The organism is Algoriphagus formosus (assembly GCF_002807035.1).
In the GTDB taxonomy this organism is placed as follows: domain Bacteria; phylum Bacteroidota; class Bacteroidia; order Cytophagales; family Cyclobacteriaceae; genus Algoriphagus; species Algoriphagus formosus.
In genome coordinates this window covers 1,109,213-1,135,258 of the sequence record NZ_NIUC01000001.1, presented here as the reverse complement: position 1 = coordinate 1,135,258, position 26,046 = coordinate 1,109,213, and the positions used below count along the sequence as shown (strand labels likewise).

Annotated in this window: 23 protein-coding genes; 12 read left to right on the top strand and 11 right to left on the bottom strand. The window is 42.8% G+C overall.

What is annotated here, in order from left to right; all coding sequences use genetic code 11:
- Positions 1 to 133 precede the first annotated feature (133 nt).
- Entirely contained in the window at positions 134 to 1,378 is a 1,245-nt protein-coding gene (locus CDH51_RS05010; protein ID WP_100627515.1) for a serine hydrolase domain-containing protein, read from the top strand.
- Between the two features lie 9 nt (positions 1,379 to 1,387).
- Here CDH51_RS05010 and CDH51_RS05005 read toward each other — a convergent pair whose 3' ends face one another.
- The 8 genes from CDH51_RS05005 to CDH51_RS04970 form a co-directional block, all read right to left on the bottom strand.
- Complete coding sequence (locus CDH51_RS05005; protein WP_100627514.1) at positions 1,388 to 2,788, bottom strand: MFS transporter; 1,401 nt, start codon at positions 2,786 to 2,788, stop codon at positions 1,388 to 1,390.
- Between the two features lie 90 nt (positions 2,789 to 2,878).
- Complete coding sequence (locus CDH51_RS05000; RefSeq protein ID WP_232724747.1) at positions 2,879 to 3,865, bottom strand: FAD-dependent oxidoreductase; 987 nt, start codon at positions 3,863 to 3,865, stop codon at positions 2,879 to 2,881.
- Positions 3,862 to 4,215, bottom strand: a complete 354-nt coding sequence (locus CDH51_RS04995; RefSeq protein ID WP_100627513.1) for a DUF2200 domain-containing protein — start codon at positions 4,213 to 4,215, stop codon at positions 3,862 to 3,864. The genes CDH51_RS05000 and CDH51_RS04995 overlap by 4 nt, the downstream gene beginning before the upstream one ends.
- A gap of 6 nt (positions 4,216 to 4,221) precedes the next feature.
- On the bottom strand, positions 4,222 to 5,190 hold the full coding sequence (locus CDH51_RS04990; protein WP_100627512.1) for a tetratricopeptide repeat protein: 969 nt from the start codon (positions 5,188 to 5,190) through the stop codon (positions 4,222 to 4,224).
- Between the two features lie 160 nt (positions 5,191 to 5,350).
- Complete coding sequence (locus CDH51_RS04985; RefSeq protein WP_100627511.1) at positions 5,351 to 7,615, bottom strand: xanthine dehydrogenase family protein molybdopterin-binding subunit; 2,265 nt, start codon at positions 7,613 to 7,615, stop codon at positions 5,351 to 5,353.
- 12 nt (positions 7,616 to 7,627) lie between these two features.
- On the bottom strand, positions 7,628 to 8,086 hold the full coding sequence (locus tag CDH51_RS04980) for a (2Fe-2S)-binding protein (protein WP_100627510.1): 459 nt from the start codon (positions 8,084 to 8,086) through the stop codon (positions 7,628 to 7,630).
- 74 nt (positions 8,087 to 8,160) lie between these two features.
- On the bottom strand, positions 8,161 to 8,613 hold the full coding sequence (locus tag CDH51_RS04975) for a nuclear transport factor 2 family protein (RefSeq protein WP_100627509.1): 453 nt from the start codon (positions 8,611 to 8,613) through the stop codon (positions 8,161 to 8,163).
- 154 nt (positions 8,614 to 8,767) lie between these two features.
- Positions 8,768 to 9,310: a fasciclin domain-containing protein gene (locus CDH51_RS04970; RefSeq protein WP_198514261.1), complete on the bottom strand. Its 543-nt coding sequence runs from the start codon at positions 9,308 to 9,310 to the stop codon at positions 8,768 to 8,770.
- A 466-nt stretch (positions 9,311 to 9,776) separates the two neighbouring features.
- Here CDH51_RS04970 and CDH51_RS04965 point away from each other — a divergent pair, with 466 nt between their 5' ends.
- The 4 genes from CDH51_RS04965 (at position 9,777) to CDH51_RS04950 (ending at position 13,636) form a co-directional block, all read left to right on the top strand.
- A complete protein-coding gene (locus CDH51_RS04965; protein WP_100627508.1) occupies positions 9,777 to 10,676 on the top strand; it encodes a helix-turn-helix domain-containing protein in 900 nt (299 codons plus the stop codon).
- 66 nt (positions 10,677 to 10,742) lie between these two features.
- Entirely contained in the window at positions 10,743 to 11,723 is a 981-nt protein-coding gene (gene moaA, locus CDH51_RS04960; RefSeq protein ID WP_100627507.1) for a GTP 3',8-cyclase MoaA, read from the top strand.
- Complete coding sequence (locus CDH51_RS04955; protein WP_100627506.1) at positions 11,724 to 12,899, top strand: molybdopterin molybdotransferase MoeA; 1,176 nt, start codon at positions 11,724 to 11,726, stop codon at positions 12,897 to 12,899.
- The gene (locus CDH51_RS04950) at positions 12,899 to 13,636 is read left to right on the top strand and encodes a sulfite exporter TauE/SafE family protein (protein WP_100627505.1); all 738 of its coding nucleotides are present in this window, start codon (positions 12,899 to 12,901) and stop codon (positions 13,634 to 13,636) included. The genes CDH51_RS04955 and CDH51_RS04950 overlap by 1 nt, the downstream gene beginning before the upstream one ends.
- Here the strand turns inward: CDH51_RS04950 and CDH51_RS04945 are convergent.
- Positions 13,633 to 15,009, bottom strand: coding sequence for a glucoamylase family protein (locus tag CDH51_RS04945; RefSeq protein WP_100627824.1), 1,377 nt, complete (start codon positions 15,007 to 15,009; stop codon positions 13,633 to 13,635). The genes CDH51_RS04950 and CDH51_RS04945 overlap by 4 nt on opposite strands.
- Positions 15,010 to 15,183: 174 nt before the next feature.
- Here CDH51_RS04945 and CDH51_RS04940 point away from each other — a divergent pair, with 174 nt between their 5' ends.
- The 7 genes from CDH51_RS04940 (at position 15,184) to CDH51_RS04910 (ending at position 23,896) form a co-directional block, all read left to right on the top strand.
- A complete protein-coding gene (locus CDH51_RS04940; RefSeq protein ID WP_232724746.1) occupies positions 15,184 to 15,423 on the top strand; it encodes a MoaD/ThiS family protein in 240 nt (79 codons plus the stop codon).
- Positions 15,424 to 15,427: 4 nt separating this feature from the next.
- Positions 15,428 to 16,513 carry a HesA/MoeB/ThiF family protein gene (locus CDH51_RS04935; RefSeq protein WP_100627504.1) on the top strand — a complete coding sequence of 362 codons (1,086 nt, stop codon included), beginning with the start codon at positions 15,428 to 15,430 and terminating at the stop codon, positions 16,511 to 16,513.
- Positions 16,506 to 16,952, top strand: coding sequence for a molybdenum cofactor biosynthesis protein MoaE (locus CDH51_RS04930; protein WP_100627503.1), 447 nt, complete (start codon positions 16,506 to 16,508; stop codon positions 16,950 to 16,952). The genes CDH51_RS04935 and CDH51_RS04930 overlap by 8 nt, the downstream gene beginning before the upstream one ends.
- A 126-nt stretch (positions 16,953 to 17,078) precedes the next feature.
- Positions 17,079 to 17,891, top strand: a complete 813-nt coding sequence (locus CDH51_RS04925; RefSeq protein ID WP_100627502.1) for an SDR family oxidoreductase — start codon at positions 17,079 to 17,081, stop codon at positions 17,889 to 17,891.
- 233 nt (positions 17,892 to 18,124) lie between these two features.
- Complete coding sequence (locus CDH51_RS04920; RefSeq protein ID WP_100627501.1) at positions 18,125 to 21,985, top strand: AAA domain-containing protein; 3,861 nt, start codon at positions 18,125 to 18,127, stop codon at positions 21,983 to 21,985.
- 277 nt (positions 21,986 to 22,262) lie between these two features.
- Positions 22,263 to 22,601 carry a helix-turn-helix domain-containing protein gene (locus CDH51_RS04915; RefSeq protein ID WP_100627500.1) on the top strand — a complete coding sequence of 113 codons (339 nt, stop codon included), beginning with the start codon at positions 22,263 to 22,265 and terminating at the stop codon, positions 22,599 to 22,601.
- Positions 22,595 to 23,896 (top strand): type II toxin-antitoxin system HipA family toxin, encoded by a 1,302-nt coding sequence (locus CDH51_RS04910; RefSeq protein WP_100627499.1) that lies wholly within the window; start codon positions 22,595 to 22,597, stop codon positions 23,894 to 23,896. Before CDH51_RS04915 ends, CDH51_RS04910 begins: the two co-directional genes overlap by 7 nt.
- A gap of 87 nt (positions 23,897 to 23,983) precedes the next feature.
- Here the strand turns inward: CDH51_RS04910 and CDH51_RS04905 are convergent, their stop codons facing one another.
- Both CDH51_RS04905 and CDH51_RS04900 read right to left on the bottom strand, forming a co-directional pair.
- A complete protein-coding gene (locus CDH51_RS04905) occupies positions 23,984 to 25,105 on the bottom strand; it encodes an AAA family ATPase (RefSeq protein ID WP_100627498.1) in 1,122 nt (373 codons plus the stop codon).
- Positions 25,106 to 25,208: 103 nt separating this feature from the next.
- Positions 25,209 to 25,979 (bottom strand): YdcF family protein, encoded by a 771-nt coding sequence (locus CDH51_RS04900; RefSeq protein ID WP_100627497.1) that lies wholly within the window; start codon positions 25,977 to 25,979, stop codon positions 25,209 to 25,211.
- Positions 25,980 to 26,046: the final 67 nt, after the last annotated feature.

Below are 26,046 nucleotides of genomic sequence, written 5' to 3'. Positions count from 1 at the left end.
GATATGGTTTTGGGCCTTTGGGGGCTAAGGGAAGAATATTTTATCCACAAGTCACTCAAATGCCTTATGTTAATATTGACTTTCTGCTATCGGTGCGGGATAAGTTCTGAGCATTGAAATAAAAAATAAACACATGAAGAATTTCACGCTTTTTCTTTTTGCCTTCTTTTCGAGTTTACTGGTTTTCTCCCAATCAGTTCCTCGAATCTTAAACGATAGGGTCCAAAAACTGGATGCCATGCTGGATGATGCGATTGCCAATCAGAAAGTTCCAGGATTAGTAGCTATGGTTTTAAAGGATGGGGAGCTTGTCTATCATGAGGCAAAAGGATACGCTGACGTGGCTTCCAAAACTATGATGGAAAAAGATCATATTTTTCGTATAGCTTCTCAAACCAAAGCGATTACCGCCACAGCAGTGATGATTTTATGGGAAGAAGGTAAGTTTAGGCTAGATGATCCTATTTCCAACTATATCCCTGAATTCAAAAATCCACAGGTTTTGGCGGGTTTTCGATATAGCGATACTACTTTTTCTACAAGGCCTGCGGACAAGGAGATCACGATCAGACATCTACTCACCCACACTTCAGGTTTGGGTTATGGAGTGATAGACGGAGATGAACGGATGAAAATGATCTATCATGAAGCAGGTGTAACTGACCTGTTCACTACTGAAAATATTAGCATTGAAGAGAGTGTCAAGCGCCTAGCCAAACTTCCACTACATCATGACCCTGGGACAAAATATACTTATAGCGAAGGCCTGGATGTACTTGGCTATTTTGTGGAGATTATCAGCGGTCAGCCTTTTGATGTTTTTCTTAAAGAGCGGATTTTTGATCCTTTGGGAATGGATGATACCCGATTTTATCTGAATGATGCTCAGGGAGAGCGCTTAGTTACCGTTCATACTTATCAAGATGGAAAATGGCAGCCTTTCCCGGTTACCTTTTACGATCCTGATTACCCTAGGAAAGGAGCAAAACGATTTTTCTCAGGCGGAGCGGGTCTATCGAGCACCACGGCTGATTATGCAAAGTTTCTTCAGATGTATTTAAATCAGGGGGAATTGAATGGTAATCGGATTCTGAGTTCAAAGACCATCGAAACTATCATGAAAAACCAAGTAGGGGACTTGTGGTCGGGGGATAAATACTATGGACTGGCTTTTGGAGTGGTCACTGAGGATGGAGTTGCTCGAGGAGGGCTGGGGAGTGAAGGAACGTTTGATTGGGGTGGTTACTTTAATACCCAATATTTTGCCGATCCAGAGGAGCAAGTAATCGGTCTCATTTTCAAGCAAACAAGTGGTGCAGGCAATGGAGATGATACGAATTGGAAGTTTAGACAGATGGTTTTCACTTTGATAGAATAAGTGGGCTTTTTATTGAGCCGGTTTTAGGTTGTCACCATCTCTTACATGAAGTCTTCCAAATACAAAGGCTGAAACCATTGTCATTCCTCCAATTACCAAAAAGGTATAGCGGAATGCATTGTGGATTTCATTCTGAATCAGGCTTGTATCTCCTTCGAAAAGCTTTAAAATCACTAAGCCAAAAGCTACTCCAAATCCAATTGCCAATTGTTGATTGACAGAGAGGAGAGAATTACCGCTACTCGTATGGTAAGGGCGCAAATCTGCAATGGCTATAGAGTTCATCGCAGTAAATTGGATAGAATTGAAAAATCCCAATACTGCAATAATGGGTATATGCCAATACAGAGAATGCTTCACATCAGGAATAGCTAAGCTGCATATCAATGCTCCAATAATCAGCGTATTGATCATCAGGGTTTGCCGATAGCCAAGTCTATTCAGAATTCCCATCACGACAGACTTTCCCAACATAGCAGTGACAGCCATAGGAGCCACCATCCAGCCTGAGATGACTGCAGATTTCCCATATCCAATTTGGATCATCAAAGGAAGTAAAAGAGGGATTGAGCTGATTCCCAATCTAGTAATTAGATTTCCTACGATCCCAACCCGAAAAGTCCTTACCTGAAATAAGTCCAGTGGAAAAATGGGTTCTACCCGTTTCCGTGCATGCCTGTAGTAGAAATAGAGTAGCAGGAATCCCAATACTAATCCCAAAAGAAGTGGAGTGGTCAGGACTGCATTTCCCATCAGTTCTAGAGAGACAGATAAAGTAAAAGTCGCTCCGGCAAATATTAAGAATCCCTTTAAGTCAAAACCTGAATTTTCTGAATGATAATCCGGTAAATAAACCAAACTGAGAATTAGTCCTATAAAGGCAATGGGGAGATTGATCAGAAAAATCCATTGCCAGGAAAAATAATCAACCATGTATCCACCCACCAAAGGGCCTAAAATGGGACCAATTAAAGCAGGTACGATGGCAAAATTCATGGCTCTTACTACCTCATTTCGTGGGAAGGTTTTTATCAATGTCAGTCTCCCCACCGGAGTCATCATGCTGCCTCCCACACCTTGGATGACTCTTGAAATGACTAGTTGGTTGAGGTTTTGTGAAAGGGAACAAAAAAGTGATCCCAAAGCAAAAACAGCCAATGCGCCGATAAATACTTTTTTTGTCCCAAATCGGTCTGCCATAAAACCACTAATCGGCATCAGCAAAGCCACAGTCAGCACGTAGCTGATAATGGCACTTTGCATATTCAGTGGAGACTCATTGAGATCCTCAGCTATGGCTGGCAATGAGGTATTCAAAATGGTAGAATCTAGCATCAACATGAAAATAGCTGTAGCTAGGATGATGGGGAGGATTCTTTTTTCTTGTGAACTGGAAGAATTAGAATTCATGCGAATTACTAGATAAAAATTTTGATGTTCGTTCGAATAGAGAAGCAAATATTTCAAGATTCAGTTCATTCAAACCTAGCCTTGGATCCATTATTCCCCTGATATTTTGCGATGGAGGATTTCGGCTAATTCTAAAGCACAGCCCCATGCTACAGTAAATCCAGCACCTCCATGACCATAATTGTGAAAAATCTGAGGGAATTCTTCATCAAACTCAAAACGCACTGCTTTTCTTTTCGGCCTTAGTCCGACTAGTGTTTCGATTACTTGGGGACTTGATTGGATGCCAAAGCTTTTCAATCGTCCCAAAATTAATTGAGTGTCTTTAGGGTCTTGCTCTTCGTTCCAGTCGTCTTCATAATCAGTTCCTCCAATGATGGAATCTTGGCTTCTATTGATAATGTATGTTAAAGCTCCTTTTCGGATAGGGTCAGCAAAGGAAGGAATATTCATTTTTTCGGCACGTAAAATCTGTCCGCGCATGGGATGTAGATTTTGGTCTCTGCAGAGCTCTCTGGCACCAAGGCCAGTGCAATTGATCACCCAGTTATCCAGCGAAGCTAGGTCCTCGAGGGTTTTGAATTCTTTCAATTCAAATTCACCTCCATTTTCTAAAAACTTTCGGAATAAATACGGAAGGTAGCGGGGAGGTTCGGCTAAAGGTACATCAGCGATCAGACCTTTTTCCATGCCATTGGGCAGCTCCGATAAGGCGGCTTCTCGTACAGTTCCAGGCGGCAAATGCTTTACCCATTCTTCCTCGCTTAGGTCTTTATAGGAATTTAAAAATGGAATCATAGAGACGCCCTCAGCATAGGCAGACTCTTCCTTATAGCGTTCGTAGCTGACAGCTGCCCATTGATCGGTTTTCTTTTTTGGTTCGATGGTGTATGGAAACCAAACAGCTCCCACTTTATGGGAAAGTGTGTGTCCAAATTTCTCCTTGGCGTAAAGCTGTACCCTAAATCCCGCCTCCTGCAATGCAATGGCCGAAGTCAAACCGATAATTCCAGATCCAATGACGGTTATCGACTGTTTTCTAGTTTGTTCGGGTGATTTTGAGATGGAGCTTTTCAACTGCTTCTTAGAATCTTTTCCATTTTTTTGCCTTTGGCTAATTCATCTACCAATTTGTCAAGGTACCTGACTTTTTGGGTCAAAGGATTTTCTATTTCTTCGACTATGTATCCACAGATCACACCCTTGATTTGGTTGGCATTAGGATGGAGTTGCGCCTCTTTGAAAAACTTAGTAAAAGTGACCTTTTTATCAATCAGCTCCTGAATTTTTGAAGAAGAAAAGCCAGTAAGCCATGATATCACTTGATTCAATTCATCTTGAGTGCGTCCCTTCTTTTCAACCTTATTTACATAGTGAGGATAGACCGAACCAAAAGTCATTTTAGCTATTCTTTCGTCGGGATTCATTGGTTTTTAGTTTTGGTTAAACATACGGATCCAATCCTGTTCAGCTGCAATGTAGCCGAAGGAAGCGAAGGAATTCGTCTCTAAGAGACCTTCCATCATGTTTTTGGCCCGTGAAGTGTCCCCATTGTAGAGATACCAATTGGCTACTCCATACCGAACCGCATCATTGGATGGATTGCCACCAGGTCCTTGCTGTATGAGTGAATCTACCGGAACCCAACCTTTGTATAGTTTGCAGAGGTCAGCATAGCTTTGATTCTCGATGACTGTGGAGTCAGCATGGATGGGTGCCAAAAGTGAATCGGCTTTAGCAGGATTTCCCATTCGCTGCTGAATCATATATAGCCAATGGGTACTGGAGACAATATTGTCGTAATGGGATCCACTTTCCCTGCATTTCAAATAGGCATCGTAGGCCTTTTCATATTCCCCTATTAAATAATAAGCTAGGCCTAAGTGATAGTAGATGTTCCCATGAAGAGAGCTCACTGGAATATTAAGCGCATTAGGCATACCGTCCGGTTCGATTTCATTAGGAGTTCCTTGGATGAGTTCTGAAGCTTTTTCTAGATCGGCGATAGCTTTATCAAATTCCCTTATGGAAATATAGCGGTGTCCGCGATGACGGTAGAGTTTTGGTTCTTTTGGGAAGGTCTCAATTCCTTGAGAAAAAATATCAATAGCCTGATTGTACTGCCCAAGGTAGGCGGTCCGCCTTCCATACCAAATGAGCGACTCTACATCCTCTGGATTAGCCTCAAAATTAGCTTTAGCTTCCTCATATTGGCTAATCAGCTTTTCAGAGGGCTCGGCTAGTTGATAAGTTTTTCCCAGTTGGGTGGTGAAAAATGAGTCAAAAGACTCTTTTTCCATTTCGCCTGAGCCTTCTTGCTCCTGATTACAGGAGGAAAGGAATGTGAAAAGGAAAATAATGGGAAAGATGTTACGCATAGGCCCTAGCCAGATAAGTTTCATAGGATTGAATCTACAATAAAAATAGAATATTCGCTTTTGAATATGTTTATGCCTTGAGTTTTTGGAAAGTATAAACCAAAAAAACACCCAAAATTTGCTCCAAAGCTAATTTTTGGGTGTTTTCTATTTTGTCTCTTTTCGATTTTGGAAATGCTAGACTCTACATTTTTAGATTTTGCATTTCCAATTGAGGTGCAAAAGGCTGATCGTAATAGCGCTTTCCCGTGGCCTTATAAAGTGAATTAGCCAAAGCTGCAAAAACAGGAGGGAAGAAGGGTTCTCCCAGCCCGGTCGGGTCTTCCTTGCTATCCACGAAGTGCACTTCGATGGATTTGGGAGATTCTTTTTGCCGGATCATCCGATACCGATCAAAATTGGTCTTATTCGGAACCCCATTTTCAAAGCTTAATTCTCCGAAAAAGGCATTACCGATTCCATCGATGATTGCACCCTCACCCATATTGATGGCTGCATCCGGATTGATTACAATCCCACAATCCACTGCGGCGAAGACTTTTTCGACAACAGGTTTAGAATCTTTGATCACGGTATCCACCACCTCAGCCACATAAGAATTATGGCAGAAATAAGCCGAAACCCCACGATGAACTCCTGGCGCAGGCGTATTCCAATTCGATTTTTCCCTTACGAGCTCTAAAACTCCCGCATAGCGTTTAGGGTCATAGTCATTGTTTTGTCCGACAGGATTGGTTTCGGCTCGTTTGAGCAATTCCAATCTATATTCAATAGGATCCTTACCCATGACCTCGGCGAGTTCGTCCAAGAAACTCTGCTCCGCTGCCGCAATAAAATTGGATCTGGGAGCTCGGAAAGCACCTATGGTAATGTTGGAAGGGATATCCCAAGCCTCAGCCATATAATTGTCGATGGCACCCGCGGGGAATCGGTTTGCATGGAGAGGAGTTTCAGGAATTCCCCCTGCTTTGACATGAAGAGCCAATAGATTATTGTTTTCATCCAAAGCTGCGCGATAAGTCGCTGAATACGTGGGGCGATAGACTCCTGCAGTCATATCATCTTCCCGTGTATACACCATTTTGACTGGAGCTTGGATTTTTTGAGAAATCAAAGCAGCTTCTACCATGTGGTGAGAATAGGCCCTTCTTCCAAAACCTCCCCCCATTCGGGCCAGATTGATCTGTATTTTTTCCTTGGGCATTTCTAAGCTACTCGAAAGCGTATTCATTATAAATTCTGGTGCTTGAGTAGGTCCGTAAATCATGGCTTGATCTGCTTTGACATCAGCAAAGCAATTCATAGGCTCCATGGTATTGTGAGCCAGAAATGGAGCTGTGTAGGTTTTTTCAAGGATTTTTGCAGCTTTCTTAAAGGCTCCTTCTGGGTCTCCATCCTTTCGGACAACTGTTCCGGGTTTTTGGATGTACTCAGCCATTCGTTCTTTATGGCTGCTTGTGTTTTCCAATCCTGCAGGAACGGTCATTTTGGAGCTTCCACGTCCTCCAAATCCAGCCATCTCGAAGGAAGATTCGGGCGCATTTTCCCATTCTACTGCTAGGTTTTTCTTGGCTTGCATTACCTCCCAGGTGGAGTTTCCTACGATGGCTACGATTTCAGGGAAAGTCGTTGTGTCAAAAAAGTTTCGCTGATAATCGTCCTTGAATACCTTTACTTCGAAAACATCCAAGATTCCAGGCATTCCACTTACGGAGCTTTTATCAAAGGATTTTAGCCGCATCCCAAAAGCCGGAGGGTGGACGATTGCTGCATATTTCATTCCCTCTACTTTGTGGTCAATACCAAAAAGCGGCTTTCCACTCACGATTTTTTCTACATCTACATTTCGCTTCGAATTTCCGATAATGGTGAAGTCTTTGATGTCTTTCAAGGAGACTTCCTCAGGGACTTCCAAGGTGGCAGCAAGACTTGCCATTTCCCCATAATGAGCCTTCTTACCACTGTTTTTGTGCTCAATCATTCCAGCTGAAGTGGTGATTTCGGAAACAGGGACATTCCAGGTTTGTGCGGCAGCAGCAATCAATATAGCTCTGGCAGTTGCACCTGCTGTGCGCAGTGGAGTCCAACCTTGTCGGATTCCCTGACTTCCACCGGTGAATTGTCTGTCAAATCTTTCAGGATAAAAGTCAGCCTGCTCTACAAAGACATTTTTCCAATCGGTATCCAATTCCTCAGCCAAAATCATCGGCATGGAGGTTTTGACATTGGAACCAAATTCTGGATTGGGAGAGAAGAGCGTTACAGCCCCATTTTCTCCGATTTTGATATAGCTGTTCAGTTCAAACCACTCCTTGGGTAAGCCCATTGCTTCCTCTGCTGTTGGCTTACACCCCGCCAACCAGCTAAAGCTGAGCATCATCCCGCCACCTGCTAGGGCAGAGACTTTCAAAAAGGATCTTCGGTCTAATTTTTTATCTAAAGTTGCCATGGCGATTCAGGATTAAAGGTTTTGTGCGGCAGTTTTCACGGCAGCTTTGATTCTGAGATAAGTTCCGCAGCGGCAGATATTACCGTTCATGGCATTTTCGATCTCATCGTCGGAAGGGTTAGGATTTTGCTGAAGCAAAGCAGCGGCTGTCATAATCTGTCCTGCCTGACAATAGCCGCATTGTGGTACATCATGCTCCATCCAAGCCTGTTGGACTGGATGATCTCCCTTTTCAGAAAGACCTTCGATGGTGGTAATCGATGCCCCTTCTGCTGCAGAAACAGGCAATTGGCAAGAGCGAACTGCATTTCCGTCCAAATGGATGGTACAGGCTCCACACTGTGCGATGCCGCAGCCAAATTTGGTGCCTACCAAATCCAAATGGTCTCGCAAAACCCAAAGAATGGGAGTGCTTGGGTCCACATCTACTTGCTTGGATATTCCGTTGATTGTCAGGTTGAATAAAGCCATAATTCTAAAATTTGATACTCAAGTTAATGATTTATTGTGGGCTAGTTCTTACTGAATTCAAATAAACTGTTCGCCTACTTCTCAATTTGATGAGTATCCCGTACACTGCTAAAGGTCAATGCGAGCATTTTCCAGTCACTGTCTTGCTTTTGGTATACTTCAGTAACGGTGAACTCGGTAATTACATCACTACCTCGGACAAAGGCCGTGAGGGTAATTCTATTCCAAACCACAGCAGTGTTTCCAAACAATTCAACTGCTGAATCATGCACCTCTGCATTTTTGTACCATATGCTTCCCGATTCGATTATTTCTAATTCTCTTGGAGTAGTCCAGGTGCCACTCATGTGCACAAATTTAGCCTGGGGATCAAAGAGCTTTTCCAACTGGTCCACATCCTTTTCAGCCATCCATTTCCATTTGAGCATGGATAGCTCGAGAACTTCATTTTCAGTTTGTGAAGACTGTCCGTAAGTGAAGTTTATGAACGAAATAAGAACGAGGAGAAATAGTGTGGCTTTTTTCATGGTCAAAATGATTTTGGGAGAATTAGAATACAAAAATCAACTGATAATTGCTGAAAAAGATACATTTTTCAAACCAATACCTATAAAAATCAAACAGCATAAAAAAAGCCAACTTATCCGAGTCGGCTTTCTGATCATTTTGGATTCTATGAGTTTACTCTGGTAGAAGTACAGTGTCGATCACGTGTACCACACCGTTTGTTCCTGCAAGGTCAGCGGCTACAACAGTTGCTCCTCCGATCATTACTTTTCCATCTTGGATAGAGACAGTTAGCGTTTGACCGTTAAGTGTTGTTACTTCTTGTCCATCGCTTAGATCACCAGACATTACATTACCTGATACTACATGGTAGGTAAGGATTCCAGTTAAGGCTTCTTTGCTCTCTGGCTCCAATAATCCTTCAACAGTTCCAGCAGGAAGTGCTTCGAAAGCAGCGTTAGTAGGAGCAAATACCGTAAACGGTCCTTCTCCACTAAGTGTCTCCACCAAACCAGCGGCCTGTACTGCGGCTACTAAAGTCGTGTGATCAGGAGAACCAATGGCGATATCTACTACGGTATTGGATGGAGCTGGCGCTTCTTCTACAGTTTCCATCACTGTTTCTTCTGTGGTCTCTTCTTTTGGTGCACTACAGGCTGTCCATAGGCCCAAAGCAAGGAAGGTGGCGGCAAATGCCGTAATTTTGTTCATTTTCATTACGTAAGGGGTTTAATTTCATAATACAAAACATGAATTCCTTACTAATGTTTTGAAAGCTTTCCAAATGATAGGTAATAATTCAAAGAAGATTAATACTACCCCTTTCTGTTTTGGTTTAGGTTTTTTTTGATTTCAAGAATTGGTGAAAATTCTTTTTCTATAATTGTTTGAATTACATAAGTTTTGATTTGAAATTAGTTGTTATGCTAGGTGCCTAAACCGAGATATTTGTAGCTTGATTTTACTTATTTACTTATAGTCAATTCCATTATTTTTATTAAAAATTAATGATATCTTGGAGTCCTTAAGTATTGATTATCAATTACTTAATATTTAATTTATCTTCAGTTTGAAAAATCATTATGCTAAATCAAATTACTCAAGTACTTCGAATATTATTTAATTGGGTACTTGAGTCTATTGTATAAGTTTAGCAATTCATTTTCAGCCAAAAAGTAACCCGATGGACAACAACGAAAGCCTGGAAGAATTTTATAAGCGAAAATTTAATTGGATTCCGGAAAGTCTTGCTTCGGAAATAGGTCATTTTAATATTTTCCGGCTTGAACCCTACTTAGAAGGGAAAATGAAGGCTGTTCCTTACAGAAAGCGGGATTTTTACAAGATCATGCTTGTTAAAGGGCCAGGCACTGTCCATTACGCTGACCGTGTCTATGAAGTTAAAAAGCAGGCCCTTTCCTTTTCTAACCCCTTGGTCCCCTATAAATGGGATAACCTAGCCCGAGATACTCAAGGAATCTACTGCATTTTTAATCCTCATTTCTTGATGAACTTTGGGCAAATTCAGCAGTACGAGGTGTTTCATCCAAATGGAATTCACGTATTTGAACTTGAAGATGAGGAAGTGATAGAAGTGGAGCGAATTTTTGAAAAGATGGAAGCTGAATTCAATTCCGAATACAAATACAAATACGATGCCCTTCGGGCTCTGATTTTTGAGCTAATCCATTTTGGAATGAAACTCCAGCCCGCAGAAATCCAAAAAACCCAGCATGGAAACGCTTCTCTGAGAATCGCTTCAATCTTTTTGGAACTGCTGGAAAGACAATTCCCCATCGATGAAACCCACCAGTCCATAGGCATTAGAAGCCCTTCAGATTTTGCTGAACAACTCAATATTCATGTCAATCACCTCAATCGGGCTGTTAAAGAAATGACCGGGAAAACGACCTCTCAGCTGATAGCAGATCGGGTCCTTCAGGAATCCAAAATTCTATTGAAGCAAAGTAGCTGGAATGTATCCGAAATTGCCTATGGGTTAGGTTTTACTGAAGTCACTCATTTCAACAATTTCTTCAAAAAGCATGTATCTTTAACTCCTACGCAGTATCGAAAAGGGTGAAATCTCATTGAAACCATTTAACCTTTTTAAGTTTTCTACTGATAAAAAATTACCTAATCTAGCAAAATGCTTCAAGACAGTTTTGGACGAGTTCACGATTACCTGAGGATTTCCCTCACAGACCATTGCAACTTCCGCTGCACCTATTGTATGCCGCAGGAGGAGATGGAGTGGATGCCTCAGTCCAAACTGATGAGCAAGGAGGAGATTTTGACCTTGGCTCAGACTTTTGTAGGACTTGGGGTCAAAAAGATTCGATTGACAGGAGGAGAACCTTTGGTGAGGAAAGAGTTTCCAGAGATTTTAGAGCGATTGGCTGATTTCCCAGTCGAGCTTACCCTTACCACCAATGGGGTTTTGATTCACAAGCATATCGAAGTGTTGAAAAAAGCTGGTGTTCGATCAGTCAACGTCAGCTTGGATACCCTCAACCGGGAAAAATTTTTGAAACTGACCCGTAGAGATCAATTTGATCTGGTTTGGGAAAATATGCTCCTGCTCCTTCGAGAAGGCTTTCGTGTCAAAGTCAATGCAGTTGCCCTTCATGGATTGATTGAAGAGGAAATTTGTGATTTTGTGGCGATAACGGAGAAACTTCCTATTCACATGCGTTTTATTGAGTTTATGCCTTTTGCAGGAAATCACTGGCAGAGTAAAAAAGTGGTCACTGCTGCGCAGATGCTGGATTTGGTGAAGGAAAAGTACGAGATCGTCAAGCTCGAAGATAAGAAGCACGATACCGCAAAGAAATACAAGGTTCCGGGTTTTGAAGGGACATTTGCCTTTATCACCACCATGAGTGAAAACTTCTGCGCTGGCTGCAATCGAATCCGCTTGACTGCCGATGGCAAGATTAAAAATTGTCTTTTTGGAAAGGAAGAGCTAGACCTTTTGGGAGCCTTGAGAAGGGGAGAGGACGTGGAGGAAATCATCCGGCTTTCCATTTCCCGAAAGCACAAAGCCTTGGGCGGTCAGTTTGACCCGGATTACCTCAAGGCCAATCCAGAGGCTATTGAAAACCGAAGTATGATCAAAATCGGAGGCTAAATGATTTCAGTAAACGAAGCGAAGGCGATTCTTCAGAAGCTTGAACTGTCGCAAAATGTCCAAGTTTTACCCATTTCATCAGCTCAGGGATTTTTCTTAGCCAAACCCATCTCCTCCCAATTAGACGTTCCTTCTTTCGACAATTCAGCCATGGATGGCTATGCGTTTTCTTGGGAAGAGGGAGTAAGTCAATTGGAATTGGTCGGAGAAGCTGCTGCCGGTGCTGCCGAACCTCCAAAATTTGAGAAAGGACAGGCGATTCGCATTTTCACAGGTGCTCCCATGCCTTCAGGTGCTGATTCGGTAATCATGCAGGAAAAAGTAGAGCGAAATGGAAACAGCATCCGCTTCAATCCCGAAGATGCGGTGCAAGGAAATCATGTTCGCTACAGAGGTACACAGTGCAAAAAAGGAGATATCATCGCCGAGGCTGGCGCAAAAATCACCTCTGGCCTAGTCAGTCTTTTGGCTTCGGTGGGAGTAAAAGAGGTTCCTGTCTATCAGGCTCCAAAAGTTGCCATTATCATCACTGGCAATGAGATTCAGGACTTGGGAAATGAGCTTCAAGCCGGTCAAATCTACAATGCCAACGGACCTGCTTTAGAATCCTGGCTTAGAAAGCTGCAGGTGGATGAAGTCCAAGCGATCAAAGTCCCTGATCAGAAAGAAGCTGTAGTTGAGACTCTTGCTCAAGCTTTGGATCAAAATGATTTGATCATTTTCACGGGAGGGATTTCTGTTGGCGACTATGATTTTGTCAAAAATGCCGTGGAAGAAAATCAGGTGGAGCAACTTTTCTACAAGCTAAAGCAAAGACCTGGAAAGCCCTTGTATGCCGGACAAAAGGATGGTAAAATGGTTTTCGCACTTCCGGGAAATCCCGGTTCGGTGCTCTCCTGCTTTTTGCAGTACGCCAAACCAGTGATTCAGGCCTGGAAAGGAGATGAAGAGGCTTGGAATCATTTTCAAGAGCTTCCTTTGGCTCATGATTTCGAAAAGAAAATCACGCTCACCCAGTTTTTAAAAGCAAGAATCCAAAATGGAAAAGTGGAGGTGCTTCAAGGGCAAGAATCCTTCAATTTGATAGCTTTTGGCCTTGCTGATGGATTTGTAGAAATCCCGGAAGAGTCATTTGTTGTTGAATCTGGTACACTTTTGAAATTTTATCCTTGGTAATGGATGATCTGATTTATTACGGACTATTTTTCCTGATGCCTTTTGCGGCTTTCCTTTATGCTTCGGTCGGGCATGGAGGGGCAAGCTCCTATTTGATGATTTTGGCTTTGTTGGGTTTCGCCCCTGAGGAGATTCGCCCCACTGCCTTGATCCTTAATATGATGGTGTCCATGGCTTCCTTTCTGAATTACCGCAAGGCAGGGGAGTTTCCGACGAGTTTGTTTTGGTCGCTTATTCTGTTTTCCATTCCTGCAGCGTATTTGGGGGGAACCATCCTGTTGGATGCCTCTATTTATAAAAAAGTCTTAGGAGCACTCTTGATTTTCCCCGCGCTTAAGTTTGCTGGAGTCTTCCCGATTGCTGATAAGGTTAAGATCGAGCGGGCTTGGTGGATGGGGCCGCTATTGGGGATTTTGATCGGCTTTCTTTCTGGAATGATCGGGATTGGTGGAGGAATCATTCTTACGCCGATTGTCTTGATGTTGGGTTGGGCCGGAGTAAAAGAGACGGCTGCGCTGAGTGCCTTATTTATCTTTTTGAATTCAGTGGCAGGCTTTTTAGGAGCTAGTATTTATGAGCTTCCGCTCAAGGAAGAATTGTGGGTATTGGTTCCTCTGACTGTTGCAGGGGGGATTTTGGGGGCTTATTTGGGTGCAAAGCGATTTTCTGTTAAGTCCTTGAAGTACCTTTTGGCCTTTGTCCTCCTATTTGCATCGATTAAATTGATGCTGTCCTAATTGGGGATTTCATAAGTAAAACCCAATTTTTCCAAACCTTGCTGAATTTCAGGTGCATTCATAACCAACTTCCAACCCAAACCTGAGCGATAGTTTTCGATCATAGTCACCATAGGTCCCTGATCAATAGCCAAATAACGTTGTGGAAAATAGTCGTGATGAGGACTCATGGCATCGTAAAATCCATAGGGTCCGAAGGCCTTGCTTCCATAGTTTTCATACAGATTCCGCATCACTTTCATAGATTCCTCCGGGGTGTAGACAATTGAGGAAATGGCAGCAGTGGGGGAGATTACTCCCACATCATCCCCGGGTCGATGTGCATGATAGAAATTGACCGAATAGGAAGCAGTAAGGCCCCAGAGATTCGCTCCATAGCCCTTGAATTTTTTAGGATTCTCCATGCACCAAGCCCGATTGATCAGGGTTTGGTTTCTGTTTTCCTCCCAATAGTCCGCATATTGATCTTTGAGGCCTTTGGGATTAATGCTCAGGTAAGAATAGTGGGCCCAAAAAAGTGGACCTCCCAATTCCTCTGCCCCATTATGCTTTAGCTGCAAGGGAAAACCATACGGAGTTTCTTTTGGCGAACGAATACCTTCTGACCTTGCCCAGCCTTGATGGTACACTTCCGGATCGATAGGATGGGTGGGAGAGGCTGCTGCCAAAATATAGGTCGCCAAAGCTTCATTGTAGCCTACCAAAGCAAAATTCATCTCCCAGCCAAAATTGGGTGACCAATGCCAGTAAAGTACTTTTTGACCGTTTTGCGTGTGCCAGTTCCAGTCCATTTCCTCCCAGAGGGTTTGGATTCGCTGAGATATTTGTTTTTCGGCCTCATTTCCTTCTTTGAAATACTCTCTGACTGCCAGAAGTCCCTGCATCAGAAAGGCAGATTCAACCAAGTCAGCTCCATCATCTTTTGGGCTAAAAGGCTTGGTTTTTCCGGTTTTCCCATCCAGCCAATGCGGCCAAATCCCATGAAATCGATCGGCTTTTTCCAGAAAGGAAAGCATCTTTTCGAATCGAGCCACTGCCTCCTCCCGACTAATCCAACCCCGCTCAATAGCTCCAAGTATCCCAATTAATCCCATTCCAGTTCCTCCCGTGGTGATAATATGCTGGTCTTGGTCAGAATAATTTCCATCGATATGAATTCGCTCCGGTGCCATGCCTGAATTGGGCTCTGCCCCATCCCAGAAATATTGAAAGGTATAGTACTGTACCGTATCCAGTAGCTGTTTGTCGCTTAGATTTGGGTATGAACTGAGATTGTCTTTTTCAAGATCGGACTCTAGGTTGGTATTGTCACAACTGAGAAATAGACAGGGTATTAAAAGAAAGAAATTCAGCTTCCAATAGTTCTTTAGCATAGGTAGGTCGGTGGTTTGTAGGACTTGATGTAATGATCTATTCTCCTGGCTCCAGATCAAATATCAAACGCAATCTCAATAATCAAATTGATTTCTAAGAAATTTGATCAATTATCCCATTGGTTAGTTTAATAAAATGATGAAGTGTAATTTAGTAATCTCAATCCAAACGACATGGAAAATCAGATAAAGGTCAAAGCTTTTGGGATGGCGGCGGAAAAACTGGGTAAACAGGAACTGTTTCTTGAAAATCCAGGAAATTCGGAACGCTTGCTTGAGCATTTGAATGAGAATTACCCGGATTTGAAGGGGATTAAGTTTAGCCTTGCCGTAAATAAAAAACTTTGTACTGAGCCTTCCATCATTCCCATTGGAGCCGAGGTAGCCATTTTACCGCCTTTTTCAGGAGGATGAATTTATGAATCGATTTGAACGACAAATTATATTGCCCGGGTTTGGTACTGAAGGCCAAGAAAAACTGAGAAATTCCTCTGTGGCAGTGATTGGTGCAGGAGGCTTGGGTTCGCCTATTTTACTTTATTTGGCTGCTGCTGGGGTAGGTAAAATCACCGTGGTAGACGGAGATGAAGTGAGCCTATCCAATCTAAATCGGCAAGTCATTTTTGGAGAGAAGGATCTTGGAAAGAAAAAGGCTGAAGCGGCTGTAGAATATTTTAAATCCAAGTATTCCGATATTGAATGGACTGCGATCTCCGAATTTATCAGCACTGACAATGCTAAAGAAATTCTAAGTCCGCATCACCTTATAATCGACGGCTCTGACAATTTTCCCACTCGCTATCTAGTCAATGATGCCTGCGTTTTGCTTAAAAAGCCTTTGGTTTTTGGGGCGATTTATCAGCATGAGGGGCAGGTTTCTGTCTTTAATCTGAATCGTAATTCCTGTCAATACCGGGATCTTTTCCCCGATATGCCTTCGGCCGCAGAAATCCCAAATTGCTCCGAAACGGGTGTGCTGGGAGTTTTGCCTGGGGTCATCGGAAACTTGATGGCCTTAGAAGCAATCAAAGTACTCTCTGGATTGGGTGAGGTTTTGGAAAATCGGGTTTTGTATTTCAATAGCTTGACGTCCGAAACTTACGATTTGCAAATCAGCCCTAGTTTTAAGGCAAGAGCTGCTGCGCCCGCTGATTGGGAATCCTTGCAGGCGATCAATTACGAATTGGCTTGTGAGGGCATAGAAACTTTGGACTGGGACGATGCATTTAGAAGGGCAGGGCACGGAACCATGTTGGTCGATGTGCGTGAGTTGGAAGAAGAGCCACCGCTCGTATGCTCAGCTTTGACCAAAATCCCTATGTCTGTCTTGCCTCAGCAATTAGAAAAATTGGAAGACGCCGAATCCATCTTTTTCTTTTGCCAAACCGGAATCCGAAGTCAAAAAGCAGCGCTATTGATCAAATCACATTTTCCAGACAAGGCTACTTATTCCATAAAGGGCGGGATCAGTGCGCTAAAAACAAACTCAAGAAGTAATGGATAAAGTCAGAAAACCGAAGAATATTTTTGTGAAGGGAACTATTTCTCCTGAGAAAATTGCCAACTCAATCGCAAACCATGCAAGCAAAACTGATATCGGAGGACACTCGATTTTTCTAGGTCAAGTACGTGCTGATCAAAAGGATGAGGGTCAAGTGATTGGGATAGATTATACAGCCTATGAAGAAATGGCGCTTGAAAAGGCTTTTGAGATTCGAGAAGCAATTTTTGCGAAATACCCATTAACGTGCATGCATATTTATCATAGTTTGGGAGAAGTGAAGGTAGGGGAGATTTGCCTGTTTGTGTTCACCTCCTCCAAACACCGCAAAGCAGCGATGGATGCATGTGAAGAATTGGTGGAGCGGATCAAAGAAGAATTACCCATTTGGGGCAAAGAATTGTTGGATACCGAAGGGCATGTTTGGAAGGTGAATCGATAGTTTTTTGGAGGATTGGAATCCTTTGGATAGTATTAAATAGCTAAACCCTAACCTGATCTAGTTGGGCAAGTATATTTTTTATCACCAAGATTCCTGATTCCCTATCTTTAATCTTAATTTTCGGCTATGAAATTCAAAGACAAAGTCGTTCTAATCACCGGTGCCACTTCAGGAATCGGCGAGGCCTGCGCTGAGGTATTTGGCCGAGAAGGCGCCAAACTCGCCATCACAGGCCGTAACCCTGAAAAGCTGGAAAATACTGCATTGAAACTCCGTTCACAGGGTTTCGAGGTTCTTCCCATTCTCGCTGACGCCGGTTCGGAGGCTGACAATCAACGAATGGCGGAGGAGACGCTTTCCCATTTTGGACAGATTGATATTCTGATCAATAATGCCGGAATCTCCATGCGGGCACTCTTTCAGGACTTGGATTTGGATGTTTTTCGCAAGGTGATGGATACGAATTTCTGGGGAACAGTCTATGCGACCAAGTTTTGTCTCCCGGCTATTTTGAAGTCCAAAGGCTCAATCATCGGCATTTCATCTATCAATGGTTATCGGGGTACGCCTGCACGAACAGCCTACACAGCCAGTAAGTACGCGATGAATGGCTTTTTTGAAGCACTTCGCACAGAGGTGATGAAAAAGGGCGTTCATGTCTTGGTCGTAGCTCCAGGGTTTACAGCTTCCAATATTCGAAATACCGCACTCACAGCTGATGGTTCTTCTCAGGGCGAATCCCCTCGGGATGAGGCTAAAATGATGACTTCCGAGGAAGTGGCGCAACATATCTTGAAGGCGACGATCAAGCGAAAGCGTGATATTGTCTTGACATCTCAGGGTAAGTTGGCCGTGTTTCTGAATAAGTGGATGCCGGGAATTCTCGATGGAATTGTCTATAATCAGATGGCTAAAGAAAAAGACTCGCCTTTTAAATAGGGCTCACTGAAAAAGTTTCAGGTATGCCAGCTTCAAGGCGGTCGAGTGTAGCTGTATTCCTATACTTCAAGCGAAGGCCAACGAGGAAGATGGTATGCCTGAGGCTAGCTTAATAATTTCAAAATTGCTACTTTACTTATATAACCTTGCGCAGGCTAAAAAAACTCAATAAAAAATGAGATCATCTGGTAGCTTTTCAACTATTATAGCGTTTTTCAGCAAGCCCTAAGTAAATGCCCGATTCTATCTTCCAAACCTACCTAAATCGGCTCACAGACCTATCCACCAAAAATAGGTCCTTGTATTTACCGAAATTGGAAGGGTACGGGATGTTGGACCTTCGGGAGTTTGATTTTTTGAACGGCGATCCTGCCTTTGAGATTCTCAGAAAGTCTATCGAAGGCAAAAAGAAGATTATCCTCTCTCCAGATATAGATCCTCGATCTGCGGATGCCAATCAAGTTTCAAAGGGGCTTTCCCGAATGGCTTTTCGAGACCAGTTGACTCAGGAGGAAACCGGGGAGCAGAGTCTCTATTTGGCTTGGATTTTTGTGGAAGGAAAACTCATTAACGGGCAGCTCGTCCGAAGTCCCTTGTTGTTGAAACCGGTTCAACTTAGCAAGGAAAATGGGTCTTGGTCCTTGATTTCAGAGGATAATTGGCAGTGGAATCCAGCTTTCCAGCTTGCCTGGAGACATACCACCGATCAGCACTTGCCAGAGAGCTTTTCGGATGAATTGCTGGAAAATCTACCAAAGGATGCACTGGAGTTCCGGACAGCCCTGGCCAAAATGATTCCTGAGTACTTTGCCATTCAGGTACAATCCAACTTGCTGGAAGACCAGATTATTCCTTTCCCAATTTCCCAGATTTCGCTCGATCAGGAGCGTTTTTCCGAAGGAAAAGTGAGCCTAAAACCTTTTGCGGTTTTAGGTCAATTTGCTCAAAAGGGGAGTTTTCTTTTTTCTGATTATGAAATCTTGAAGGAGCATTATTCCGAAAGTTCACTGGAAGATTTGTTTCAGCATCTTTTCCTTTCGAAGGAAAAGGAAACTCAAATCAGGGAGGAAAACCTATTTCCGGTTTTTCCGCTTGATGCTTCTCAAGAAAGTGCTTTGATCAAAGTTCGGCAAGGAAAAAGCCTAGTGATCCAAGGTCCTCCGGGTACAGGCAAGTCTCAATTGATCGCTAATCTGGTGTCGGATTACATCGCCAGAGGGAAAAAGGTACTGGTTGTTTCCCAAAAGCGAGCGGCTTTAGACGTGGTTTTTGAACGATTAGAAAAGGCCGGTTTCGGTTCGTTTTTGGCTTTGGTTCATGATTTTCGTGGTGATCAGAAAGCTCTTTTTCAAAAGATCAAAAACCAAATTGAAGCTATTGAGGATTACCAAAGCCAAAACAGGGGTATTGATGCGATCCAATTGGAGCGGGAACTCAGCATGCTTTCCAAGACCATTTCCAGACTTTCTGAGAAGTTTGAGGAGTTGCGATCAGCTTTGTATGATGATATGCCAGCAGGGATTCCGATCAAAGCGCTTTATCTGCAAGCGGATTTGAATCGAGCCACTTTTTCCCATCCTCATTTGCTTCAACTAGACCTGGAAAAAGCCAAAAGTTTTGAGCAGGATTTAAGTATATTTTCGCGATATCAGAAGCGATTCTCCGGAGGCTTTTGGGATGATCGAATCTCTTTTTCGGCGGTTCAGCCAACAGATTTCGCTCAGATTTCTCATACACTTGATGGAATTGAAAATCATCGAAAACAGCTTCCTGAAGTTCTGAAGGATGAAAATGGTAAGAGTGTCCTTCAAGCCATCTGGTCTGAGCCTAAGTTTTTGGATAAGATTCAAAAGACCCAAAATTCTCTCACGGGGTTGGCAGATCCTGAGACGAACTTTAACCTTGTTTTCAATCCTAAGGAACAAAAAATCCTAGCTAAAATCCGTCAATTTCTGATTGGTGCCCTCGCAACTTCACAAAACTGGAAATTGGAGTTGGGTGCGGATTTGACTGGATTGAGAATGGAATTGGATACTTTGATTCCGCTTTCTCAAAGCTTTTTCGGAAAGCTTCAGATCAAATTTTCGAAGTCTAAATTTCCTCTAGTTTTTCAGCTTTTAAAGCAAAATGAGATAGTCTTTAATACAGAAAACCTCCTCACCATCAAGCAAGAGTGTGAATCAAAAATACAAGTTCAAGGCGAGTTTAAGGATTTACGCAAAACATCATTTTTTGAGTCTAAAGCTGATTTTTATGCTGATTTGACTGAAGTTGAAAAACTCCTGGCCTGGAAGAACAGCTGGGAAGCGGTTTCTGAGATTCATGAATTGCTGGATTGGGAAGAACTGTCCTTTACAGAATTTAGAGCAGCCTTAGACCAAATCCTAAATTGGTCTGAAAGCTTGATTCCAGAATTGGCTTCGTATCGACTTTGGGTAAGTGATTCGCAGTTTTTGGAGATAATGGATAAGGGTTTAGAAAAGGTATTTCCAGAGAATCCACTGAATTGGCCTTCCGTTTTTGCGGAATTGAAGGGATTTGATCAGTTTTTGGAGGATTGGCAATTCAGAGAATTAGGAATGGATTTGCTTGAGGAATTTTCAGATTTCGGCTTAAATGAACTCATCGCGGTCTTCTGGAATAGTTGGCGACTGGCATGGATCGGGGAGATCGAGCGACGATATCCGGTTTTGAGTGAAATAGGCTCCTTGCGTCTCAGCCATGAGATGGGTGAACTCAAAACTGCCATTCTCGAAAAGCGAAAAAATGCCCGGCATTTGGCCTTACTTAGGCTTCGAGAACAGTTGGCTGAGAATCTGGAATACAATCGCTTGGGTAATCGCCTGACTTATCGGGAATTGCTTCATCAAGTGAATAAAAAGCGCCAAAAATGGCCCATTCGCAAGTTGGTGGAGGAATTGGGAGATGAAGTGTTTCGGGTACTTCCTTGCTGGTTGGGTAGTCCGGAGACGGTTTCGGCTGTTTTTCCAACAAGTCAGGTCTTTGATTTGGTCATATTTGACGAAGCTTCCCAATGTCCCGTCGAAAGGGGTTTACCGGCTATGCTGAGAGGAAAACAGGTAGTCGTGGCCGGAGACTCCAAGCAATTGAGACCTTCGGATTTTTACCAGGTGAAGTGGGATACTGAGGAGGACGGGATGGAGTACGAAGCTGAGTCTTTACTGGAACTGGCAGGTCATTTCTTTGAGAATTTACAGTTGAGAGGGCATTATCGCTCCGCTGATCCGGCTTTGATTCACTTTTCTAATGAACAATTCTATGGAAATCGATTGGAGACTTTGCCGAATTACACTACTGTCAAGGCTGGAAAGACTCCTTTTTCATGGGAGAAGGTTGAAGGGATCTGGGAAAATCAGATCAATCGAACGGAGGCAGAGGCTGTCGTGAAACGTGCGCAGTTGATTTTTAGAGATAAGCCTCAGGACTCAATTGGAATTGTGACTGGCAATTATTTTCAGATGGAGTTGATTCGTGAACTGTTATGGAAAGAAGGTTTACAGGATGCATCCATTAAAGTTAGGAATATCGAAAATGTCCAAGGGGATGAGTTTGATCAGGTGATTTTGTCTTTGGGCTATGCACCTAATCGGGAGGGGAAATTGGTGACCAATTTTGGACTTTTGGGTAAGTCTGGATCAGAAAATCGACTGAATGTCGCCATCACTCGGGCTAGGAAAATGCTGCATGTGATTTCTTCCATCGAGCCGGAGGATTTCCGTCCCGGTCAACTCAATAACCCGGGTTTGGACTTGCTCCGTGAGTTTTTAGCTTGGGTGAAGATACAAAGCAAGGAGCGAAATATTCCTGCCCCTGAGGTGAAAGTGCCCGGTTTTGAAATGGACTGGAGTCTAAAAAATCCGCTTTTGAGGCAAGATAATGCCTATACCAAAGAAATTCCTTCTTCGGTGATGGATCTGATTCGGACTGATCAGTCTGGGGAACAAACGGCGATTTTGACTGATGATCAGCGGTTTTTTGATGCGTCGACCGCCAAAGCTGCGATGGCCTATCATCCGATTCTACTGGAGGAAAAAGGCTGGAAGTGGCAGTGGGAGTGGAGCAGGAATTTTTGAATTATGAAGGATCAAGTTTTAGAGACAAGAAGTTAGAGATTAGAGTCGAGATATAGGATTCTAGACTTTTTGGATTTAAAAAATAAGACTCATTTTTTATTTATAATGAATGATAAATCACTCAAAATAATCTTTTTTTAGTATAGTGAATGAAAATTCATTAATAAAAAGATATCCTAAAATCTTGATTTTATTGGCTAGCATCTGTATTCTAAAATTTGATTGAAAAATCATTCATTAACTTGTAAAATTTGATTTAATGTATGATATTTAATGCATGGATATTGCGCAGCTTTCAGATATGGCCATACTCCGGATGATTGGAGACTTCATCAAAAAGAAGCGAATGGCCCTCAATAAGACTCAGGACGAGTTGGCTAAGGAGGCGGGGATGAGTCGTTCCACCCTTAGTCTACTTGAGCGTGGGGAGAAGGTTCATTTGCTGACTTTGATTCAGGCGCTTCGAGTTTTGGATGAGTTGCAGTTGCTGGAGGCTTTCGAGGTGCGTCAGCAGATTAGTCCACTCGAATATATTAAGCTCCAAAAGAAAAATCAGCGGCAGCGGGTGAGGCATTCGGATATCGCTGCAGAGGATGATCGTCCTTCAGAATGGTAGTTGCAGCAGAAGTTTGGCTTTGGGATCGACTGGCAGGAGCGATCCTTTGGGATGAATCCCAGCAGCTGGCAAGCTTTGAGTTTGATCAGAGCTTTCTTCGCTCGGGCTGGGATATTGCACCTATAAAAATGCCGCTTATGCAGGGGAAGCGTTTGTATTCTTTCCCGGAGATCCGTAGAGGAAGAAATGATGCTTTTGATACCTTCAAGGGACTGCCTGGACTTTTGGCGGATATGCTTCCCGACAAATACGGTAATCAGCTCATCAATGCCTGGCTGGTGCAAAACGGTCGTCCAACAGACAGTCTCAACCCGGTGGAATTGCTTTGTTTTATCGGAAAAAGAGGAGTGGGTGCCTTGGAGATTAAGCCTTCACTTCGTACAGAGGCAAGCAAATCAACTAGCCTTGAGCTGGATAGCTTGGTATCCATTGCCAATAAAATCCTAAATACTCGGGAGAGCTTTCAAACCGATCTTTCTCAAGAAGAGGAAGAAGCCATGGCGGACATTCTCAAAATTGGGACTTCAGCCGGTGGGGCAAGGGCTAAGGCCGTTATTGCTTTCAATCCCAAAACCGGAGAAGTGAAGAGTGGTCAGGTTAAAGCACCCAATGGATTTACCTATTGGTTGATCAAATTTGATGGGGTCCATGACTCTCAATTTGGAGCTTCGGTGGGCTATGGTAGGGTCGAAATGGCTTATTACCTGATGGCAAAGGAAGCAGGGATTGAAATGAATGAATCTCGGCTTTTGGAGGAAAATGGGCGGGCTCACTTTATGACCAAGCGTTTTGATCGAACGGATAGTGGGGAGAAAATCCATATGCAAAGTCTCTGCGGTATGCGTCATTTTGATTTCAATCAAGTGGGAGTCTACAGTTACGAGCAGGTATTTGAGACCATGCGAATGCTGAGACTAAGCTACCCCGAAGCTGAGCAGCTATTTATCCGAATGGTCTTCAATGTGCTTGCCCGCAATTGTGATGATCATACCAAAAACTTCGCATTTCTGATGGATCAAAGCGGAAAGTGGAAGCTTTCACCAGCTTATGATATTTGCCATGCCTATCGTCCAGGAAGTCTTTGGGTAAGTAGTCAGTCTCTTCAAGTCAATGGAAAAAGGGAAGGAATCACTGATTCTGACTTTCTGGAAATTGCCCGAAAAATGAATATCAAAAAACCGGATGAAAAGATCGATCAGGTTAGAAAGGTAGTAAAGCGATGGAATGAATTTGCAGATGAAGTGGGGGTGGGTGAAAGACTACGTGATGCGATTCAAAAAACGTTGTTAGTTTAACGTGAGTGGATGCACTCACGTTGGCTAGAGACTCTGTTAAGTTGATGCTAAGCATCTTTTGGAGAGAAATCATCATGTACAAGATGATTATAGTTTCGCCATCCATCTTGCCAGTTGAACTTCGTGTACCAAATAATTTCCTTCGTCTTTGATCACCAGTTCTAATTTTTCCAAGGCTTTCAAACTAGTGCTTACAGTACTAGCCGCGCCAAGATTGTGCTTTTGAAGAAAGTCTTTACTTAGTGGGTTTTTAAGCGGTTCCTCTTTGGCTACAGCCCGAAATACATTCCATTGTGTCCGAGTAAGCATTTTTTGGAAATTGGCATAAATCGCTTGCTGTTGAACTAGAATTTGGTTAAGCACAGTATCAACATCTTTTTTTGTTACTTTCTTGTAGTTAGCAAAAAGGTGATTGCAAACTAACTGTATTGTATACGTTTGACCGCGACTCCATGTGTATATCTTCTCAATGGTATCTAAATCGATTACTTTTTTGGCAGCTTGAAATTGCTGGGTTATGAATTGAGAATAAGCTTCTAAAGATATGGGCTGTAAAGATTCAAGCATCGAACTCTGATAGAATGGCCTCTTCTTCTCTGTGAACATAGCTTCCATCAGCGTGCGGTGGCTTCCACTGAATATAAACCGTACATCAGGAATTTGCTGCACCCATGATCGAAATATCGCTTCGGCTTTTGTTCCCTCGTAATCGTTAATTTGCTGAAACTCATCGATAGCTATAACAATTCTTTTTTTTCTTGCAATCAGAAATTCGCCCAAAGAAGCTAAAGATTGGTGTGGTTGCTTGGATTTGTTTATTCCAAGCGTTAGTTCTGGAGTTCCTGATATAGGATTGAAGCTTATTGTCGCTCCTATCGAAGCAAGCAGTTTCTGAATACTTGCGCTGATTCCCTTGCTTGTTTTCCCATACTTTTCATATATCGCAGCTGATATGCTTTGAATAGCTTCGTCTATATTTTGCGTCGCGAGTAGGTCAATGTAGAGTGTCTCGTAATTATTTGAAGACTCTAATTCATCAAAAAGTCTATGAATAAGTGCTGATTTTCCTAATCTTCTCCATGCGTAAAGCACCACATTTCTGTCATTTTCTATATGAGAAATAAGTTTTTTTAGATCGTTTTCTCGATCACAGAAATACTCTTTTCCCTGATAGGTGTTGATTACGAATGGATTGAATGGTTCTTTCATGCTTTCTAAATTTCCTTATTACGTACTTTGCGTTATGTGCTTTGCGTTACGTAAAGTACGTATTAAATTAAAAGAAATTACAATTCCATTTCACAATTTTTACTTACATATAGCCTACCAGTTTGTAAACGATGATTCCAATCCACTCTTTGAAAAGCTTCGTCCAATATTCCAAAGAATATGGGTCTGGGAAAAGCAAGGACGGTATGTCGTACTTGATATCATGCGAATAGTAATCTGTTGGAAAAGTCACCGTATTCAAACCTACTTGATCAAAGCAACCTTTAGCTCGGTACATGTGAAAGGCTGAAGTGATCAATACAAACTCCTGACTAGTGGAGATTCCATTTTTCTCCAAAAAAGTCTTCGTGAACTGGGCGTTTTGGGCGGTATTTTTACTTTGATCTTCGATTAAAATATCGGATTCGGGCATGCCAGTCATCAGCAAAAAGCGTTTTAGCAATTCAGCCTCAGATTGGGGGTTAACTGGATTGAGACCCTGTCCACCGGTGATCAGGATCTTTTTGATCTTGCCCATGCGGTAGAGTTGGAGGGCATGAGTGATTCGGTCAGCGCCTTTGTTGAAAAAGGTACGATCGTAGGCTGTCTTGCTCAGATTGGTGACGCCAGTAAGGACGATGCCGATTTCACGGTTTTCAATTTCCTCAAAAGACTTGAAATCAGGCTCCCAAGCCAATAAAGCTAAATTGGATAGGAAGGGATTGGTGAAAAAGAGTAAAAGCCCGATTCCTGCCCAAAGCAACTTTTTACCCCATTTTCTTTTGATAAATATTACTCCTCCAACGATCAGAATTATCACAATTGTCAGCGGCATGGCTAGAAAACTGAGAAACTGGGAGAGGTAGAAGAACATGGGCTCTATGGTTTGCAACAAAGAAAAGCTAAAAAATACTGAATTTGAAAAACCCGAAAGCTTTTAA

Coding starts and splice junctions, on each gene's coding strand:
- CDH51_RS05010 (WP_100627515.1), top strand. CDS start 134: ATGAAGAATTTCACGCTTTTTCTTTTTGCCTTCTTTTCGAGTTTACTG.
- CDH51_RS04940 (WP_232724746.1), top strand. CDS start 15,184: ATGGAAAATCAGATAAAGGTCAAAGCTTTTGGGATGGCGGCGGAAAAA.
- CDH51_RS04990 (WP_100627512.1), bottom strand. CDS start 5,190: ATGAAACTTATCTGGCTAGGGCCTATGCGTAACATCTTTCCCATTATT.
- CDH51_RS04985 (WP_100627511.1), bottom strand. CDS start 7,615: ATGGCAACTTTAGATAAAAAATTAGACCGAAGATCCTTTTTGAAAGTC.
- CDH51_RS04930 (WP_100627503.1), top strand. CDS start 16,506: ATGGATAAAGTCAGAAAACCGAAGAATATTTTTGTGAAGGGAACTATT.
- CDH51_RS04945 (WP_100627824.1), bottom strand. CDS start 15,009: ATGCTAAAGAACTATTGGAAGCTGAATTTCTTTCTTTTAATACCCTGT.
- CDH51_RS04950 (WP_100627505.1), top strand. CDS start 12,899: ATGGATGATCTGATTTATTACGGACTATTTTTCCTGATGCCTTTTGCG.
- CDH51_RS04915 (WP_100627500.1), top strand. CDS start 22,263: ATGGATATTGCGCAGCTTTCAGATATGGCCATACTCCGGATGATTGGA.
- CDH51_RS04980 (WP_100627510.1), bottom strand. CDS start 8,086: ATGGCTTTATTCAACCTGACAATCAACGGAATATCCAAGCAAGTAGAT.
- CDH51_RS04970 (WP_198514261.1), bottom strand. CDS start 9,310: ATGAAAATGAACAAAATTACGGCATTTGCCGCCACCTTCCTTGCTTTG.
- CDH51_RS05005 (WP_100627514.1), bottom strand. CDS start 2,788: ATGAATTCTAATTCTTCCAGTTCACAAGAAAAAAGAATCCTCCCCATC.
- CDH51_RS04995 (WP_100627513.1), bottom strand. CDS start 4,215: ATGAATCCCGACGAAAGAATAGCTAAAATGACTTTTGGTTCGGTCTAT.
- CDH51_RS04925 (WP_100627502.1), top strand. CDS start 17,079: ATGAAATTCAAAGACAAAGTCGTTCTAATCACCGGTGCCACTTCAGGA.
- CDH51_RS04900 (WP_100627497.1), bottom strand. CDS start 25,979: ATGTTCTTCTACCTCTCCCAGTTTCTCAGTTTTCTAGCCATGCCGCTG.
- CDH51_RS04975 (WP_100627509.1), bottom strand. CDS start 8,613: ATGAAAAAAGCCACACTATTTCTCCTCGTTCTTATTTCGTTCATAAAC.
- CDH51_RS04935 (WP_100627504.1), top strand. CDS start 15,428: ATGAATCGATTTGAACGACAAATTATATTGCCCGGGTTTGGTACTGAA.
- moaA (WP_100627507.1), top strand. CDS start 10,743: ATGCTTCAAGACAGTTTTGGACGAGTTCACGATTACCTGAGGATTTCC.
- CDH51_RS04905 (WP_100627498.1), bottom strand. CDS start 25,105: ATGAAAGAACCATTCAATCCATTCGTAATCAACACCTATCAGGGAAAA.
- CDH51_RS04920 (WP_100627501.1), top strand. CDS start 18,125: ATGCCCGATTCTATCTTCCAAACCTACCTAAATCGGCTCACAGACCTA.
- CDH51_RS04910 (WP_100627499.1), top strand. CDS start 22,595: ATGGTAGTTGCAGCAGAAGTTTGGCTTTGGGATCGACTGGCAGGAGCG.
- CDH51_RS04955 (WP_100627506.1), top strand. CDS start 11,724: ATGATTTCAGTAAACGAAGCGAAGGCGATTCTTCAGAAGCTTGAACTG.
- CDH51_RS04965 (WP_100627508.1), top strand. CDS start 9,777: ATGGACAACAACGAAAGCCTGGAAGAATTTTATAAGCGAAAATTTAAT.